At 56.4% G+C, this 16,551-nt stretch carries 15 protein-coding genes; 2 read left to right on the top strand and 13 right to left on the bottom strand.

Annotated features, from left to right (window positions below; all coding sequences use genetic code 11):
- Positions 1–31: 31 nt before the first annotated feature.
- From kdpC to kdpF, 4 genes are all read right to left on the bottom strand, one after another.
- Positions 32–577 carry a potassium-transporting ATPase subunit KdpC gene (kdpC, locus tag G9Q84_RS14015; RefSeq protein WP_095184208.1) on the bottom strand — a complete coding sequence of 182 codons (546 nt, stop codon included), beginning with the start codon at positions 575–577 and terminating at the stop codon, positions 32–34.
- Between the two features lie 97 nt (positions 578–674).
- The gene (gene kdpB, locus G9Q84_RS14010) at positions 675–2,732 is read right to left on the bottom strand and encodes a potassium-transporting ATPase subunit KdpB (protein WP_177326448.1); all 2,058 of its coding nucleotides are present in this window, start codon (positions 2,730–2,732) and stop codon (positions 675–677) included.
- A gap of 14 nt (positions 2,733–2,746) precedes the next feature.
- Complete coding sequence (gene kdpA, locus G9Q84_RS14005) at positions 2,747–4,441, bottom strand: potassium-transporting ATPase subunit KdpA (protein ID WP_032888953.1); 1,695 nt, start codon at positions 4,439–4,441, stop codon at positions 2,747–2,749.
- A gap of 9 nt (positions 4,442–4,450) precedes the next feature.
- Positions 4,451–4,540 carry a K(+)-transporting ATPase subunit F gene (gene kdpF, locus G9Q84_RS14000; RefSeq protein WP_003218754.1) on the bottom strand — a complete coding sequence of 30 codons (90 nt, stop codon included), beginning with the start codon at positions 4,538–4,540 and terminating at the stop codon, positions 4,451–4,453.
- Between the two features lie 409 nt (positions 4,541–4,949).
- Between kdpF and eat the strand changes: the two genes are divergently transcribed.
- Entirely contained in the window at positions 4,950–6,314 is a 1,365-nt protein-coding gene (gene eat, locus G9Q84_RS13995) for an ethanolamine permease (RefSeq protein WP_095184207.1), read from the top strand.
- 111 nt (positions 6,315–6,425) lie between these two features.
- Positions 6,426–6,593, top strand: coding sequence for a DUF2897 family protein (locus G9Q84_RS13990; RefSeq protein WP_181643557.1), 168 nt, complete (start codon positions 6,426–6,428; stop codon positions 6,591–6,593).
- A gap of 6 nt (positions 6,594–6,599) precedes the next feature.
- Here the strand turns inward: G9Q84_RS13990 and G9Q84_RS13985 are convergent, their stop codons facing one another.
- From G9Q84_RS13985 to fcl, 9 genes are all read right to left on the bottom strand, one after another.
- Positions 6,600–7,448 (bottom strand): urea carboxylase-associated family protein, encoded by an 849-nt coding sequence (locus G9Q84_RS13985; RefSeq protein WP_095184206.1) that lies wholly within the window; start codon positions 7,446–7,448, stop codon positions 6,600–6,602.
- 15 nt (positions 7,449–7,463) lie between these two features.
- Positions 7,464–8,108 carry a GntR family transcriptional regulator gene (locus G9Q84_RS13980; RefSeq protein WP_099601447.1) on the bottom strand — a complete coding sequence of 215 codons (645 nt, stop codon included), beginning with the start codon at positions 8,106–8,108 and terminating at the stop codon, positions 7,464–7,466.
- A gap of 602 nt (positions 8,109–8,710) precedes the next feature.
- A complete protein-coding gene (locus G9Q84_RS13975; RefSeq protein ID WP_181643556.1) occupies positions 8,711–9,043 on the bottom strand; it encodes a ComEA family DNA-binding protein in 333 nt (110 codons plus the stop codon).
- A gap of 111 nt (positions 9,044–9,154) precedes the next feature.
- Positions 9,155–11,149 (bottom strand): polysaccharide biosynthesis protein, encoded by a 1,995-nt coding sequence (locus tag G9Q84_RS13970; RefSeq protein WP_032888943.1) that lies wholly within the window; start codon positions 11,147–11,149, stop codon positions 9,155–9,157.
- 91 nt (positions 11,150–11,240) lie between these two features.
- Positions 11,241–12,266, bottom strand: coding sequence for an MraY family glycosyltransferase (locus tag G9Q84_RS13965; RefSeq protein WP_122752685.1), 1,026 nt, complete (start codon positions 12,264–12,266; stop codon positions 11,241–11,243).
- Positions 12,263–13,228, bottom strand: a complete 966-nt coding sequence (locus G9Q84_RS13960; protein ID WP_181643555.1) for a UDP-glucose 4-epimerase family protein — start codon at positions 13,226–13,228, stop codon at positions 12,263–12,265. The genes G9Q84_RS13965 and G9Q84_RS13960 overlap by 4 nt, the downstream gene beginning before the upstream one ends.
- Positions 13,228–13,995, bottom strand: coding sequence for a glycosyltransferase family 2 protein (locus tag G9Q84_RS13955; RefSeq protein WP_032889292.1), 768 nt, complete (start codon positions 13,993–13,995; stop codon positions 13,228–13,230). The genes G9Q84_RS13960 and G9Q84_RS13955 overlap by 1 nt, the downstream gene beginning before the upstream one ends.
- A gap of 4 nt (positions 13,996–13,999) precedes the next feature.
- Entirely contained in the window at positions 14,000–15,415 is a 1,416-nt protein-coding gene (locus tag G9Q84_RS13950; RefSeq protein WP_095184201.1) for a mannose-1-phosphate guanylyltransferase/mannose-6-phosphate isomerase, read from the bottom strand.
- Positions 15,416–15,572: 157 nt separating this feature from the next.
- Positions 15,573–16,550 (bottom strand): GDP-L-fucose synthase, encoded by a 978-nt coding sequence (fcl, locus tag G9Q84_RS13945; protein WP_032888936.1) that lies wholly within the window; start codon positions 16,548–16,550, stop codon positions 15,573–15,575.
- Between the last annotated feature and the right edge of the window lies 1 nt (position 16,551).

Here is a 16,551-nt window from a genome sequence, read left to right as displayed (position 1 = left end):
GTAATCGGGCAAGTGAAGATCAACTGTGGGATCAGAGTTTTTCCAGCGCCATGTTCAGCGCCAGTACATTCACTACCGGTGGCCCCACCAATGGGCTTTCGATGTGCTCATCCAACAGCCGTTGCAAGGTCGACACCGGCACATTCCGCGCCGCCGCTACCCGCACCAGTTGATAGGCAATCGCCTGGGGTGGCAAGTGTGGATCAAGACCGCTGCCAGAGGTAGTCAGCGAGGCCAAAGGTACCGGGCCCTGACCTGGCACCAGCTGTTTATTTGCGTCATCGAATACGCGGGTGGCTAACGCTGGGTTACTCGGGCCAAGGTTACTGGCGCTGCTGGACACCGTCGCAAAGGCGCCCGCCGATGGACGCGGGTGAAACCAGCTGTCGCCGGTAAAATCCTGGGCGATCAGGCTGGACCCGCGCACCTTACCATCGGCGTCGCGTACCAGGCTGCCGTTGGCCTGATCGGGGAATGCCACCTGGGCGACGCCGGTCACCACCAATGGGTAGGCGACGCCGGTGATCAGGGTCATGAGCACTAAAAGGCTCAGGGCTGGACGGATGATGTTGGACATTTCAGTTTCCTCAATTCGTTGGATACAGCGACCTTGGTCGCAGTGGGGCTGCTTCGCAGCCCTGCGCGGGGCAAGCCCGCTCACTACAAGGTCTGGCTTATACGAGGTGCAGGGCGGTCAACAGCATGTCGATGGCCTTGATACCCACGAACGGCACCAACAACCCACCCAAGCCATAGATCAACAGGTTGCGCCGCAGCAACGCCGCTGCACTCGCTGCCTGCACGCGCACACCGCGCAATGCCAACGGGATCAACACCACGATGATCAACGCGTTAAACACAATGGCCGACAGGATCGCGCTCTGCGGACTCTGCAAGTGCATGACGTTGAGCACGCCCAGTTGCGGATAGATCGAGGCAAACAGCGCCGGCAGAATCGCAAAGTATTTGGCCACATCGTTGGCGATTGAAAAGGTGGTCAGCGCGCCACGGGTCACCAGCAATTCCTTGCCGATCTGCACCACGTCCAGCAGCTTGGTAGGGTCGCTGTCGAGGTCCACCATGTTGGCGGCCTCACGGGCGGCTTGAGTGCCGTCGTTCATCGCCATGCCCACGTCGGCCTGCGCCAGTGCCGGGGCGTCGTTGGCGCCGTCGCCGCACATTGCCACCAGGCGCCCGTCGTTCTGCTCATGACGGATACGTGCGAGCTTTTTCTCTGGCGTGGCTTCGGCCAGCACGTCATCCACGCCCGCCTCAGCGGCAATCGCAGCAGCCGTCAGCGGGTTGTCGCCAGTGACCATCACGGTGCGGATGCCCAGTTTGCGCAGCTCGGCGAAACGTTCGCGGATGCCGGGCTTGACCACGTCCTTCAAATGAATCGCACCAAGCAGCTTGCCATCGGCGCACACCAGCAAAGGCGTGCCGCCGCTCTGGGCGATCTTGTCGATTTCCCGCGACAGCGCAGGTGCAAGGTCCTGACGCTGCTGGCCGATAAATGCCAGCAGCGAATCCACCGCGCCTTTGCGGTACACGCGGCCCTGGTAGTCAACGCCGGACAAGCGGGTTTCAGCGCTGAACGGCACGGCGGTCAACTCGTCCTGGGAAGGCTCGGCCTGAGGGTGCAAGGCGCGCAGGTATTCAACGATGGATTTGCCTTCCGCCGTGTCGTCCGCCAGGGACGCGAACAGCGCGCCTTCGGCCACCTCGCGGCCGCTGACGCCGGGCGCCGCGACCACCGCCGCACACCGGCGATTACCAAAGGTGATGGTGCCGGTCTTGTCCAACAGCAACACATGTACGTCCCCGGCTGCTTCCACAGCACGGCCGGACTTGGCGATCACATTGAGGCGTACCAGGCGGTCCATGCCGGCAATGCCGATGGCCGACAACAAGCCGCCAATGGTCGTGGGAATCAGCGTCACAAGCAGTGCGACCAGAAACACCAAAGGCAAGCTGCCATTGGCGAAGTGGGCGAACGGCTGCAACGTTACGACCACCAGCAGGAAGATCAGCGTCAGGCCGATCAGTAGGATATCCAGCGCGACTTCATTGGGGGTCTTCTGGCGCTTGGCACCTTCTACCAAGGCAATCATGCGGTCCAGGGTGGACTCACCGGGGTTGGCGGTGATGCGAATCATCAGCCAGTCCGAGACCAGCCGGGTGTTGCCGGTGACGGCCGAGCGGTCGCCGCCAGACTCACGGATCACCGGGGCGGATTCGCCAGTGATCGCCGCTTCGTTAACCGCCGCGATGCCTTCGATCACCTCGCCGTCACCGGGGATCATTTCCCCTGCAGCAACCCGCACCACATCACCCTTACGCAGGCTGGTGGCCGGCACGACCTTGAAGCTGCCATCGGCTTCCTTGCGCCGAGCACTCAGACCTTCACTGCCTGCCTTGAGGCTGTCGGCGCGAGCCTTGCCTCGCCCTTCGGCCAAGGCTTCGGCGAAGTTGGCGAACAGCACGGTGAACCACAACCACACGGCGATCTGCACGGCAACGAAGGTCGGCACGGAAGTGTCGGGCACGAAGCACAGCACCGTGGTGAGGATCGCAGTCAGTTCGACCACCAGCATCACCGGCGAGCGTTTCAGTTCGCGCGGGTCCAGCTTGACGAACGCCTGGACCAGCGCCGGGCGCCACAGAGCAGAGATAGCGGTTTTGGCAGGCTCCTGGGGTTTGACCGGGGCCGCGTTTTTTGCAGGCATATTCATGTTCATATCCCTTCTCAGAAGCCCATGCTCAAGTGTTCAGCGATCGGACCCAGCGCCAGCGTCGGCAGGAAAGTCAGGCCGCCCACCAGCAAGATGGTTACGGTCAACAGAGTCACGAACAGCGGGCCGTGGGTGGGGAAGCTGTTCTGGCCAATCGGTGCGCTCTTTTTCATCGCCAGGCTGCCGGCCAGGGCCAGTACCGGCAGGATGTAGCCAAAGCGACCGATCAGCATGCCCAGGCCGAGCATCAGGTTATGGAACGGCGTGTTGGCACTGAAGCCGCCAAACGCAGAGCCGTTGTTGGCACTGGCGGAGGTGTAGGCATAAAGCAACTGGCTGAAGCCATGGGGACCAGGGTTACTGATAGCGCCGGCCGGGCCTGGCAGGCTGGCGGCAATGGCGCCGAGCACGAGCACGCCGACTGGCATCACCAGCAAGGTCACGACGAGCAACTGTACTTCCTTGGCCTGGAGTTTCTTGCCCAGGTATTCCGGCGTACGGCCGATCATCAGGCCAGCCAGGAACACCGCGATCAACACGTTAAGCAACATCCCGTACATACCGGCGCCGACGCCGCCAAAGATCACTTCGCCGACCATCATGTTGACCAGCGCCACCATCCCGCTGAGGGGGCTGAGGCTGTCCTGCATGCCGTTGACCGAACCGTTGGACGCCGCGGTGGTGGTCACTGACCACAGCACCGTGCCAGTGGTGCCGAAGCGCGCTTCCTTGCCTTCCAGCGGCGCGGTTTGCTCTACGGCCGGGTTGTTCAGGGTCGGATTGGGCTGATACTCGGACCACAGTGAAGTCGCGCCGCCGATCAGGAACAGCGCCAGCATGCAGCCAAGAATGGCGCGGCTTTGGCGCAGGTCTTTGACGTAATGGCCGAAGGTGAATACCAACGCCACCGGGATCAGGATGATGGACGCTACCTCAAACAGGTTGGCCCAGGCAGTCGGGTCTTCAAAGGGATGCGCCGAGTTGACGCCGAAAAAACCACCGCCGTTGGTGCCCAATTGCTTGATCGCGATCTGGCTGGCCGCCGGGCCCAGGGGGATCACCTGATCCACGCCTTGCATCGTCACGGCATCAACGTAATGGGCGAACGTCTGCGGCACGCCCTGCCACACCAGGAACAACGCCAGCACCAGGCACAACGGCAACAGGCCGTAGAGGGTAGCGCGGGTCATATCGACCCAGAAATTCCCCAATGTCTGGGCAGATTTGCGACCGATCCCACGGCACAAAGCGACCAGAACTGCCAGTCCAGTGGCCGCACTGACGAAGTTCTGCACCGTCAGGCCAGCCATCTGGCTGAGGTAGCTCAGTGACGCCTCACCGCTGTAGGACTGCCAGTTGGTGTTGGTCATGAAACTGACCGCAGTGTTGAAGGCCAGCGTCCACTCCTGCCCCGGCAATTTCTGCGGATTGAGCGGGAGATAGTCCTGGAACATCAGGATCGCGAACAACAGCAGGAAACCCGCGAGGTTGAATGCGAGCAACGCCAGCATGTACTTCTGCCAGCTCTGCTCCTGCTGCGCGTCGACACCCGACAGGCGATAACAGGCTTTTTCGACAGGCCCGAGCACCGGGCTCAGCCACGTGCGCTGGCCTTCCATCACCTTGTAATAGAACCGCCCCAGGAACGGTGCCGGCACCAATACCACGGCAAAGAAGGCGATGATCAGCCAATAGTCATAACTGTGCATGGCCAGCTCCTAGTTCCGATCCGCGCGTAACAGCGCAACCAGCAGATAAATAAACAGCGCCACGGCCAATAGCAGTGACACTCCGTCCAGAACACTCATGGAAGTCTCTCCGTTCAGCGGCGAGTGCCGCGTGTGGGGCAATTGTCCGCAGGAGTGGCGTAAAGGAACGAGTGCGAGGGTACGGGCGGGGCGTAAAGAAGGCGTAAAGAGTGGCTTTATGCGGGTTTTACACTGCGGGCTTCCAGCGTCTGGGCGGGCGCTATCGGGAGCAAGCCCCCTCCCACACTTGACCGAGTTGTCATGCCGAGCGCCAGTCAACCTGTGGGAGGGGCTTGCTCCCGATAGCGTCGGCACCGTCACCGCCGCACCTATCTGGTGCGACACCGGCAAATTTCAAACGCCAAACCATCCCCCAGACGACAGTTGCGCGCCTTTACGACAATGATTCTCAAGCTGGCATGGCCGCTGCAACACCTTGAATCATTCCAAACCGTTCAGGGAGCAGCACATGAACACACAACTCAAACCCACCCTAGGCACCCTGCATTTATGGGGCATTGCCGTCGGGCTGGTGATCTCCGGTGAATACTTCGGCTGGAGCTATGGCTGGGGCGTGGCCGGAACCTTGGGCTTCCTGGTGACCTCGTTGATGGTCGCCGCAATGTACACCTGCTTTATCTTCAGTTTCACCGAGCTGACCACCGCGATTCCCCATGCTGGCGGACCGTTTGCCTACAGCCGTCGTGCATTTGGGGAGAAAGGCGGTTTAATCGCCGGTCTTGCCACCCTGATCGAATTTGTCTTCGCGCCACCTGCCATTGCCTTGGCCATCGGCGCTTATCTGAATGTGCAGTTCCCTGCGCTGGACCCGAAGCACGCTGCCGTCGGTGCCTATATCGTGTTCATGGGCCTGAACATCCTTGGCGTGAAACTCGCCGCGACCTTTGAGCTGGTCGTGTGCGTGCTCGCCGTCGCAGAGCTGCTGGTGTTTATGGGCGTGGTCGCCCCGGCATTCAGCTTCAGTAATTTCGCCCTGAATGGATGGGCCGGTTCCGATACCTTTGGCGCCCCAGCGATTGCCGGGATGTTTGCCGCAATTCCGTTTGCGATCTGGTTCTTCCTTGCCATCGAAGGCGCAGCCATGGCGGCTGAAGAAGCGAAGGATCCGAAGCGCACCATTCCGAAGGCCTACATCAGCGGCATCCTGACCTTGGTGATCCTGGCCATGGGCGTGATGTTCTTTGCCGGCGGAGTGGGTGACTGGCGCACCCTGTCGAACATCAACGACCCGCTGCCGCAGGCCATGAAAACCGTGGTGGGCGAAAGCTCCGGCTGGTTGCACATGCTGGTGTGGATCGGCCTGTTTGGCCTGGTAGCGAGCTTCCACGGCATTATCCTAGGCTACTCGCGCCAGTTCTTCGCCCTGGCTCGCGCCGGTTACTTACCGTCTTTCCTCGCCAAACTGTCGCGTTTTCAGACACCGCACCGGGCCATCATCGCCGGCGGTGTGGTCGGCATCGCCGCCATCTACAGCGACGGTCTGATCAACCTGGGCGGCATGACTCTGACTGCAGCGATGATCACCATGGCGGTTTTCGGCGCCATCGTCATGTACATCATGAGCATGCTCAGCCTATTCAAACTGCGTAAAACCGAACCGCTGCTGGAACGCACCTTCCGCGCGCCGGGTTACCCGATCGTGCCAGGCATTGCGTTGGTGCTGGCGGTGGTGTGCCTGGTGGCCATGGCGTGGTTCAACACACTCATCGGCTTGATCTTCCTGGGCTTTATGGCGGTAGGTTTCATCTACTTCCAACTGACCGCACAAGACCGTGCCGATGCGCCAGCGGACGCAATGTTGACTGGGCTCTAAGGTTTACGAGGCAGAACGGGCTTACACTGAACTACTCAGAAAGCCCGTAACTCAAAGCAGTTATTACCGTGGGAAAATTCTCCCACAGCAATCTGCCTCAAGGAGAGCCTTATGCCGTGGTATGCGTGGTTGATTATGGTGGTCGCGATTGGGTCGATCGTCGGTGGGCTGATGCTGCTGCGAGACAGCGCCAACAAGGTGGAACTCACCGACGAGCAACGCAAACGCGTGGCCGAACGCAACGCCCAGGCGGACGCCAAGGATTCGCAGGATCGCTAGTTAGGCTTACTCCCAATCCGCCTTGGCAATATGCAACCCGTGCTGCCCTTTGTAGGCAGCACGCTCCGGCTGGCTCCAGCCGCTCAGCAATTGATCCTCCAACTTGTAGATCTCGACGCCCAGCGGACGACATACCGTCAGCGGATCCTGTGCGTCCGGCCCCCACATCGGCAGCGACAGATCTCCACCCGGGCAGGTCGACAGTGCACACAGCAAATCAATCTCGGCAAAGAACTCCAGGTAATCACCCTTCTGCGCCGGACACGCCTTCATGAAGTACATGTCGTCGTGATTCAGGCCGGTGCACTGGAAAATATTCAACACGTCATGCACGTCGAATTCCGTAAGACCGTGGGGCAGCACCGCGCGAGTGAGGTTCGAATGGCAGTGGTGATGGAAATCCTCACCGGTCAGCATCCGGTTCACGTAGGGATCGCAGCGCGTGCCGAGTAAGTCGTGGAGGCGCCCGCCGTGCTCGTCGATACCATAACTGGCCAGGCTGTCATCGGTGATGGTCACCAACGGTCGCAGAAACGGCAGGTTCGACCACAGTCGGTCATGGGTGCTGACATGGGCGCCCTGCAATTGGCGGGTGCGCGCCGCCCAAAGACGTTCCCGCGGGTCGTGGGCGTTCCAGACATTAAAGTCACCCACCTGCGGCCCCACTGGCGTAGTAACACGAAACACATGCCCCGCCGGCACCTTCCAGGCCCTGCCTGTTCGAATAGGCACCTCAAACTGTTCGATCAAGGTGCGTTGATCCGCCCGGTCACGAATGCGCTCGTAAAACGCCGTGTCGACCTGCAGCGCCGAGCCTTTGCTGACCTGATAAGCGGCCGGATAATCTTTGTACATGGTGCAAATCCTCGATCAGGGGTGGGTAAACAACGCCAACGACAGGCGTTCGGAATCTTCCAGGTACAAGCTCATCGCCTCCCCTGCCGCGGGTTTATTCGCCTGGACCAATAACGCGTAAATCTCGCGGTCACGCTCAAGCCAAGGTGACTGAAAACGCTGCTCATCGGGCGCCGCACAAAACACGAGGCGTAGCTGGGCGATGACCCGGGCGAAAAACTCATCGAACAAGGGGCTGCGCATCAACCCGACGATGTGCTGATGGAACAACAAACTGTGGGTGGCCACGGCACGCCAATCTTCGCGCTCACGGGCCAGGGTGGTGGCGTCGATGGCGTTTTGCATGCGTTCAGATTGATCGTCCGTCAACGCTTTGCTTTGTGCGATGGCCTGCAATTCCAGTGTGCGGCGGACAACAAACAGATCGCGAACTTCCTCCCGCTCCAATCGCCGGACCATCACACCCTTGTTGCGCACATAACGGGTCAAGCCCTCCTGCCCCAAACGGTGGAGGGCTTCGCGAATCGTATTGCGCGACGCACTGTAGGCAGTGACCAAATCCGCCTCGACCAGGGCCATACCCGGCAATAACCGCCCGCTGATGATGTCGGCACGCAGCTCCAAAGCAATCTGGTCTGCTAAAGACATATTGGGTGTCATCATCGCCTCATGATTGTTGAACAATCTTCTGTCTGGAGGTAATCACGTTTCATGCCAACCTCCAGAACGGGCGATCTGGGTATAAAAAGTTAAGGTTGGTTAAAATGCCAGCCTGTGGCTGGGGCCGCCGTATACGTTATTTACAACACCACAAAACCCAAATTCACCCATGCATCATCAAGGAAGCGCCCGGCCTTCACAGATCAGCTGCGGACCTGGACGCCCATCGCGACAACCTGTTCAGTCAGCAAAGACCGCTGGATGCATTTGTCGACAACTACCTGTCGGAACGGCACATGTCCTCCCCCGGACCACGGCTTCCCGCTGCCAACAATGTTTTCCGAGATAGATCTGAGCGACCAGCCCAGTGCGATAACGAACCCTATCGACGTAAGACTTGAGCAAATTGAAACGGCGCTGGGAGATGGGCGTTGCGGCGCAGAGAGGCTGGGGAAGATGTCGACACTGGTAGGCGCATAAGTCCTTGCCAGGAGAGTCTAAGACCCACAATTGGTGAGGTGGAACATAGACGTGGTGCGGGGGAACGTGAAGCGCGGAACTCACAGAAGAAAGAGGCCGATCAATGACCGGCCCCTTGGGGTTTAGTTGATCACCAGCCTGTCGCGGTTCTTCTCCAACAGCGCCTTGCCGATACCCTTCACTTCCAGCAACTCATCCACCGCCGTGAATGGGCCATTGCTTTCGCGGTAGGCGATGATTGCCTTGGCTTTGGCAGCGCCAATACCGAACAGATCCCGACGCAGGGTCTCGGCGTCTGCGGCGTTAAGGTTGACCTTGGAGGATTGCTCGGCCTTGGCCATCTGAGCGCTGATAGGGGTTGGGGCTTCAGGCTTGATGGAAGGGGCCGCGGTGCTGGCGACGGAGAGGGTTGTAAGAACGGCGAAAATCAGCGAAGAGATGTAGGTGTTCTGCATTGGTGACGCTCCATGACATCGTTGAAAGAAAAGCAGCTTTTCCGAAGCTGCTTTTCAAACGTAGGTGATGTTGGAAATTCGTCAAAAACGGTTGAGTAACAGAGTATTAAATCAAGGCTCGAGACGGCGTTGCTGGTAAATCCAATCGACGATCTCTCCGTCTGGGGAGTAGCCGCTGACGGTGTCGCGCAGGAGTTGACGGACGCGGGCGTAGTCGTCTTGATCCACGGCAGCCAATAAGTCCGAGAGCTTGCCTTTAAGCACTTCCCAAGACAGATGATCTTCGTTGGCGCTCATGATCATGGGGTGTTGAGTGGCGACCACGTTGTCGCCGATGAGTAACTCTTCGTAAAGCTTTTCGCCGGGGCGCAGGCCGGTGAACTCGATCGAGATGTCACCTTGAGGGTTCTCGTCAGAACGCACACTGAGCCCGGATAGATGCACCATCTTTTTTGCGAGCTCGACAATTTTCACCGGCTCGCCCATGTCCAACACGAATACATCCCCACCCTGCCCCATGGACCCAGCTTGAATGACCAGTTGGGCCGCCTCCGGGATCGTCATGAAATACCGCGTGATTTTCGGATGGGTAACCGTCAGGGGACCACCGGATTTGATCTGTTTGTGAAACAACGGAATGACTGAGCCCGAGGAGCCCAGAACGTTGCCGAAGCGAACCATAGTGAAGCGGGTTTTGTTGACGCGGGAGATATTCGCCTTATCACCGAACAATACCGGGGCGAGTTCTCGACTCAGGGCTTGCAGCGTCAATTCCGCCAGCCGTTTGGTGCTCCCCATGATGTTAGTTGGACGTACGGCCTTGTCAGTCGAAATCAATACAAAGTTGGCCACGCCAGACTGAAGTGCAGCTTGCGCCGTATTGAGCGTGCCGATGACATTGTTCAACACACCTTCAGCGATATTGTGCTCTACCATCGGCACATGCTTGTAAGCAGCTGCATGATAGACAGTGTCTACATGCCAGGTTTTCATAACATCGAGCAACTTGCCTTGGTTACGTACTGACCCGAGTATCGGCAAAAGTTTTACCGGCAAAGATTCGCGAGTAATACGTTGTTCCAACTCAGACAAAATGGTGTACAGGTTAAATTCGCTATGGTCGAACAATAATAACGTCGTAGGTTTGAGGGATATAATCTGCCGGCAGAGTTCTGAACCAATTGACCCACCTGCCCCCGTAACCAGTACAACCTGACTTTTAATACAGTGTTCAAGAAGTTCGCCTTGGGCTGGGATTGCATCACGTCCTAGCAAGTCTGCAATATCGACCTCCTGGATATCGTCGACCTTGACGCGTCCGCTGGCCAGATCCATGAAGCCGGGAACACTGCGAACGTGCAGAGGGAAACCTTCAAGAAAGGACAGGATTTCACGCCGCCGACCACGATTGGACGAGGGGATGGCCAAGAGAATTTCCTGAACACCTGTCGCGTCGATCATTTGTTGAATATGCCGGGGTTTATAAACATGCAAACCCGAGATAACACGATCAGAAATCCCGGGATCGTCGTCGATAAACGCCACAGGACGCATAACACGCCCCATGCGCAATGCGGCGACCAATTGGTTACCGGCAGACCCAGCACCGTAGATAGCGACTTTGATCAAGCCGTCATCACGATTTGTAAACGGCACATGCTGGGTGGCGGTGAACCAATCCCCAAGGAAATATTGACGCATCCCCAGGCGCAGGCCGCCAATCATGATCAGGCTTAGCCACCAATAATTGAAAACAATCGAACGCGGGACGACGTTCTGATGGTTGCTATACCAGTAAACCACCAGCGCCAGGATCAACGATGACAGGCTGACTGCTTTGATGATCGCGATCAGCGCATCATTACCGAAATAACGCATAACCGCCCGGTACATACCGAATCGCACAAACAAGGGAATGGCAACGATAGGTGCAGCAATGAACAGCCATAAATGCTGTCTAACCGGATTGATCATCTCGTCGATGCCCAGGCGCACGACAAAAGCCATCCACAACGCGGCCCACACCACAACGATGTCAGTCAGCACCTGTAGAACGCGCTTATAACGCCTTGGTAGGCCAAGTAGCAGCGTGCGCAGCCGATCCATCCTTACTCTCCAAAGTTACATCTGCCTGAAAAAAGGCAGGGGTGGCCTCACTATCAGACTACCTTAATTCGCATCTGCGCCTTAATGACAATCAGGGCGTATTGGCTGGCTCTAAAGAACCCGCATTAAACTTTATTGCCAACCAGACCAACGGTACATAACCAACAACCAAGCCTAGAACCCCATCTAAATCAAGCAACACTACAGCCAGGGCCACCGGAAGGAGCCAGAAAATATTAATACACGCAACAGCCAGCGTGACCGGCCGATGCCTGCCGATCTGCCGGGAAGCAAACTGATAGGCGTGACTGCGATGCGCTTCGTAAACCTTGTCCCCACGCAACAGCCGACGTATCAACGTAAAGGTAGCATCGACAATAAACACACCCAGCATTATCAGCCATGCCCAGAACAACTGAGGCGATATAAGACACGCCTGTAAAGAAAACGCCCCCAGTATGATGCCGATAAAACCACTCCCTGCATCGCCCATGAAGATTCGCGCAGGAGGGAAGTTCCAATACAAAAAACCTGCTACCGCCATGCTGAACACCAGCGGCGTCCAGACCAGTTGTGCATGCCCCGCCACGCCATAAACGACACACATTCCCAGGCAAGCACACAACGCCTCGATGCTTGCAATACCATCGATACCGTCCATGAAGTTGTAGAGATTTAGTAACCACACCAAATAAAGCACAGCCAGGAAGTTGCCTAGCCAACCCAGGTCAATCAAATGCCCGAAGATCTTTAGCGGCGCCAAGCCTTGAAGGAAAAACAATACCCATACCGCTGCAAGGAAATGGCCAAGCAATCGCCAGCGCGCTGCGATATGCCCGTGGTCATCCATGAACCCCAGAACGGCAACGCCCAGGCCAGCCCCCAACATGCCCCACGCCCATGACCAGGGAATAAGGTCCGCAAAAGCGAGCACAGGCACAGCAGCGAGAAAGCTGATCACAATCGCGACGCCACCGCCTCTGGGCGTGGGTACTGAATGTGAGCTACGGGCGTTCGGAGTATCGATCAAGCTTGCTGACAATGCATAACGGCGCAGCTGCCACGTCAACAGAAGGGAAATGCCCGCCAGGACAGGGAGCAACCAGAGAAAATTCATCGTTTATTCGTATCCAGATAATGTCGAGCTGCGCCATTCAGAGCTTGATCAACGCTGACACGAGGTGCCCACCCCAACAGCGAGCGGGTCTTGCGAATATCGACCTGCAGCGTTCCGCACAGGCGCTGAGAGAGCCCCGACATGCGGAATAGCTTAGCGACGAACGTCAAAAAGCGCGAAGGAATGGGAATCAAGCGGGCGGGTGCGTGTAATGCATGTGCCAACCTGCGCAATAGTTCAGTCGTAGAAAGGTCTTCACCGTCACTGACGAGAAAGACTTGATTGCTGGCAGCAGGGTGATCCAGGCAAGTAACAATCAGATCCGATACGTTTTCAAGCGCGACAAGGCTGCGTTTGTTATGTATGGCGCCCAAAGGCAACGGGATTCCCTTGGACAGAAAACGCATCATGTTCAAAAAGTTTGCTTTTACTCCGGGGCCATAGATAAGCACTGGCCGGATGATGACGATATCCATCTCGACGGCCTCAGAGAGTTGTAGAAGCCCCTTTTCGGCTTCCCATTTAGACAGGCCATACGCGTCAGCCGGGTTCGGCTCATCATCGGCGCAGAACGGTGTGCCAGCCGGCGACACTTCACCGTTGACCTTGATCGAACTGATAAAGACAAAACGGCGAACGCCGGCGGCGGCGGCCTCCCTTGCCAGGTGCAAGGTAGCTTTAACATTGATGTCACGAAAAGCTTGTAGCGGATCAGCAGAATCGTCGGTCGTTATGTGCACACGAGCAGCGCAGTGGACAACAACATCCACACCCGCCAATGCCTGCCCCCACGCGGTCGTCGAATCAATATCGCCCATGACATGGGCCGAAACGTCGCTATCTAACCTTGTCGCGGCGGTACGCACGGAGGCAGACAGGCGATACTTCTTATCTGATTGCAAACGGCGGATCAGATCTTTACCCAAAAAACCGGTAGCTCCGGTAATAAAGATATGGTCCATCAGTTCTTTGTCCCCGAGCGCTTTAGGTATTCCAGCAATTTGAATGGAATTTTACTCAGCACCATAAGCAAGTTGGTGTATATCCCATTACGCTTGCACGCCAGAACAATTTCCCGATTTAGTTTCAGACTACTTTTTATACCGGAGGTACTGACGCCGCCCGAGCGCATGCGAACCAGGACCTTATCAATATGCGAAAATCTGAGTTTTTTAATCAGGAGCAGGCGAACAAACATCTCGTAATCTGCGGAGATGGCGTACAACATGGAATAAGCACCAACGTCGGCGTAAGCCTCTTTGCGTACAAATGTACCTGGATGGGGAGGCATCCACCCAAACCGCAGCTTCCACGAGCGAAAATGTGAAGCGCTATAGACACGCGTGACCCGCTGCAAGTCCTCAGGATTTACAAAAACAACATCACCAAAGACGAGCGCACTTTCTGGATTCAGACGAAACGCGGCTGCAACGCTCTCTAACGATGTAGGACTTTCATAGAAATCGTCGGAGTTGAGAATGCCGATAACATCACCCGTGGCCAACGCGATACCTTTGTTCATAGCGTCGTATATGCCACGATCCGGCTCACTCACGATGGTTGCGATAGACGCAGCATATTCCCCAACAATACCCATCGTATTGTCCTTTGAACCACCATCTATAACTATATATTCGACATTCAAATACGTCTGAGCCAATACGGACTCAATAGTATCCCTGATCGTTTTTTCGCTGTTGTAGGAGACCGTGATAATCGAAATTTTCAACACATCAACCCTTTACACGGCCGTAAACATCTTCAAACCGGACAATATCATCCTCTCCCAAGTAAGATCCCGACTGAACCTCAATCAGTTCTAGCGGAATGATTCCAGGGTTCTCCAGTGCATGAATCTGTCCAATAGGGATAAATGTAGATTGGTTCTCGGTAACCAAATACGTCTTATCACCATTAGTCACGCGAGCAGTACCGCTGACAACCACCCAGTGCTCCGCGCGGTGATGGTGCATCTGCACTGAGAGCTTCTCGCCTGGTTTTACGGTAATTCTTTTAACCTGATAGCGCTCGCCACTATCAATAGAGTCGTAAAAACCCCAAGGGCGATAGACCTCGCGATGGTCGGTATGCTCGTGGCGTTTGCCCGCCTTGAGTTGATCAACGATCTTCTTAACTTCCTGAACTTGATCTTTGTGTGCAACGAGGACTGCGTCCTTGGTCTCCACGATAATCAGGTCGTTTACACCAACAGTGGTGACCAAACGATGTGTGGCATGAACGTAGCTGCCGGAGGTTTTCTCAGACAACACGTCACCTTTGAACAGATTACCGTCTGCATTTTTCTCGCCTGCCTCCCAAAGAGCAGACCAGGACCCGATATCACTCCAGCCGGCATCTAAAGGAACCATGACGGCGTCTGAAGTCTTCTCCATCACTGCGTAGTCAATGGAGACATCAGGGCTGGTCGCGAAAATGGCACTGTCGACCCGAGTAAAATGCATATCTTGTTGCCCACCCGCCAAGGCTTCCCGACATACCGACACAATTTCCGGTTGAAATTTTTCCAACTCCTGAATATAGCGACTGGCTCGAAACATGAACATGCCGCTATTCCAGAAGTAATCGCCCTGAGCGAGGTAGGACTGAGCGGTAACCAAGTCAGGTTTTTCAACGAAACGACTGACCTTGAACCCTCCCGATCCAACAGGCGCACCCAGCTGAAGATAGCCATACCCCGTCTCAGGGCATGTAGGCGTAATGGCGAAGGTGACCAACTTGCCAGACTCCGCCAGCGCAAGCGCCGTAGCGATGCTTCTCTGGAACGCCTCGACATCTTGAATCAAGTGATCAGCCGCCAAGACGAGCATGATTGGATCATCCTGCTCAGCGAGTGCCTGCAGGGCTGCCAGTGTAATAGCTGGGGCAGTGTTGCGGCCTACCGGTTCAAGGATGATGTTCGCGTCGTCCAGACCCAACTGCCGAAGTTGTTCGGCAGCCAGAAAGCGATGATGTTCGTTGCAAATCAATCGCGGCGCCCCATGCTCAAGCCCATCAAGGCGCTTGATAGTGGCCTGGAGCATCGTCATATCGGCATCCACCAAGGGGAGAAACTGCTTGGGGTTCAACTGACGGGAGAGTGGCCATAGCCGGGTACCTGAGCCACCCGCCATGATTACTGGAAGAAACATTCAAACATCCTTAAGGCCGAGATCGACGCCGCAACATAAGCGCGCTCACTAATAGCCACTAAAAGTGGACCAGGTCAACGCCTGAAACCTAAACTTTACGGTGCCGGCGCCATTTGAAAAAATGCGCAAGCCGACGAGCCACCCCAAGCAACAAAGGCTAGCGCGAGCGAGCGTGCAAGGCGTTCTCGGAGAACCAGGCGTATGCGTCGCGAAGCCCCTCTTCGAGGCTGATGCTCGCACGCCACCCCAATCGCTCAAGACGCGAAACATCCATCAGTTTCCTTGGCGGCCCGTCTGGCTTTGTGCTGTCAAAGCTTAGGCGCCCCTTGAACCCAGTAACCTTCGCGATGGTTTGAGCCAGTTCGCGAATGGTGCAGTCTTCGCCCGTACCTACGTTGATATGAGAAAGCATCGGTTGGGTATAGGCGCCATACTGGTTCTGATCCAACTCCATGACGTGGACCGACGCACTGGCCATATCATCCACATGCAGGAATTCACGCATCGGCGAACCACTACCCCATATAACAACCTCTTCAACGCCTTCTTCGACTGCATCGTGAAAGCGACGCAAGAGTGCGGGTATTACATGGGAGTTCTGCGGGTGGAAGTTGTCATTAGGACCGTACAAGTTAGTAGGCATAGCACTGCGATAATCGCGTCCATATTGGCGATTATAACTCTCACATAGCTTGATTCCGGCAATCTTCGCAATGGCATAAGGCTCATTGGTAGGCTCAAGCGTTCCCGTCAAGAGCGCCTCTTCAGGCATCGGTTGCTTGACGTTAATGGGATAAATACACGACGAACCGAGGAATAGCATTTTTTGCACGTCGTGCTGATGCGCAGCATGGATGACGTTTGCCTGCATCATAAGGTTTTCGTAGATAAACTCAGCCGGGTAGGTGTTGTTCGCATGAATGCCACCCACCTTGGCAGCGGCCATATAGACTTGCTCTATCTTGGTCTCAGCAAAAAAATTCATTACCGCAAGCTGGTCCAACAGATTCAATTGAGCCCTGTCGCGGGTCACAATATTGGTGTAACCCAACGCTCGCAGGCGTCGAACAATGGCCGAACCTACCATCCCCTTGTGGCCAGCAACAAAAACACATTCGCTCAATTGACGTGACATA

Source organism: Pseudomonas sivasensis, assembly GCF_013778505.1.
GTDB lineage: Bacteria > Pseudomonadota > Gammaproteobacteria > Pseudomonadales > Pseudomonadaceae > Aquipseudomonas > Aquipseudomonas sivasensis.
This window is presented reverse-complemented; position numbering and strand designations above follow the sequence as displayed.

Excerpts from the sequence above, each read along its gene's own strand:
- kdpF (WP_003218754.1), bottom strand. The coding sequence starts at position 4,540 with ATGAGTGTTCTGGACGGAGTGTCACTGCTATTGGCCGTGGCGCTGTTT.
- eat (WP_095184207.1), top strand. The coding sequence starts at position 4,950 with ATGAACACACAACTCAAACCCACCCTAGGCACCCTGCATTTATGGGGC.
- G9Q84_RS13975 (WP_181643556.1), bottom strand. The coding sequence starts at position 9,043 with ATGCAGAACACCTACATCTCTTCGCTGATTTTCGCCGTTCTTACAACC.
- G9Q84_RS13985 (WP_095184206.1), bottom strand. The coding sequence starts at position 7,448 with ATGTACAAAGATTATCCGGCCGCTTATCAGGTCAGCAAAGGCTCGGCG.
- G9Q84_RS13965 (WP_122752685.1), bottom strand. The coding sequence starts at position 12,266 with ATGAATTTTCTCTGGTTGCTCCCTGTCCTGGCGGGCATTTCCCTTCTG.
- G9Q84_RS13990 (WP_181643557.1), top strand. The coding sequence starts at position 6,426 with ATGCCGTGGTATGCGTGGTTGATTATGGTGGTCGCGATTGGGTCGATC.
- G9Q84_RS13970 (WP_032888943.1), bottom strand. The coding sequence starts at position 11,149 with ATGGATCGGCTGCGCACGCTGCTACTTGGCCTACCAAGGCGTTATAAG.
- kdpA (WP_032888953.1), bottom strand. The coding sequence starts at position 4,441 with ATGCACAGTTATGACTATTGGCTGATCATCGCCTTCTTTGCCGTGGTA.
- G9Q84_RS13980 (WP_099601447.1), bottom strand. The coding sequence starts at position 8,108 with ATGACACCCAATATGTCTTTAGCAGACCAGATTGCTTTGGAGCTGCGT.
- G9Q84_RS13960 (WP_181643555.1), bottom strand. The coding sequence starts at position 13,228 with ATGGACCATATCTTTATTACCGGAGCTACCGGTTTTTTGGGTAAAGAT.
- kdpB (WP_177326448.1), bottom strand. The coding sequence starts at position 2,732 with ATGAATATGCCTGCAAAAAACGCGGCCCCGGTCAAACCCCAGGAGCCT.
- fcl (WP_032888936.1), bottom strand. The coding sequence starts at position 16,550 with ATGTCACGTCAATTGAGCGAATGTGTTTTTGTTGCTGGCCACAAGGGG.
- G9Q84_RS13950 (WP_095184201.1), bottom strand. The coding sequence starts at position 15,415 with ATGTTTCTTCCAGTAATCATGGCGGGTGGCTCAGGTACCCGGCTATGG.
- kdpC (WP_095184208.1), bottom strand. The coding sequence starts at position 577 with ATGTCCAACATCATCCGTCCAGCCCTGAGCCTTTTAGTGCTCATGACC.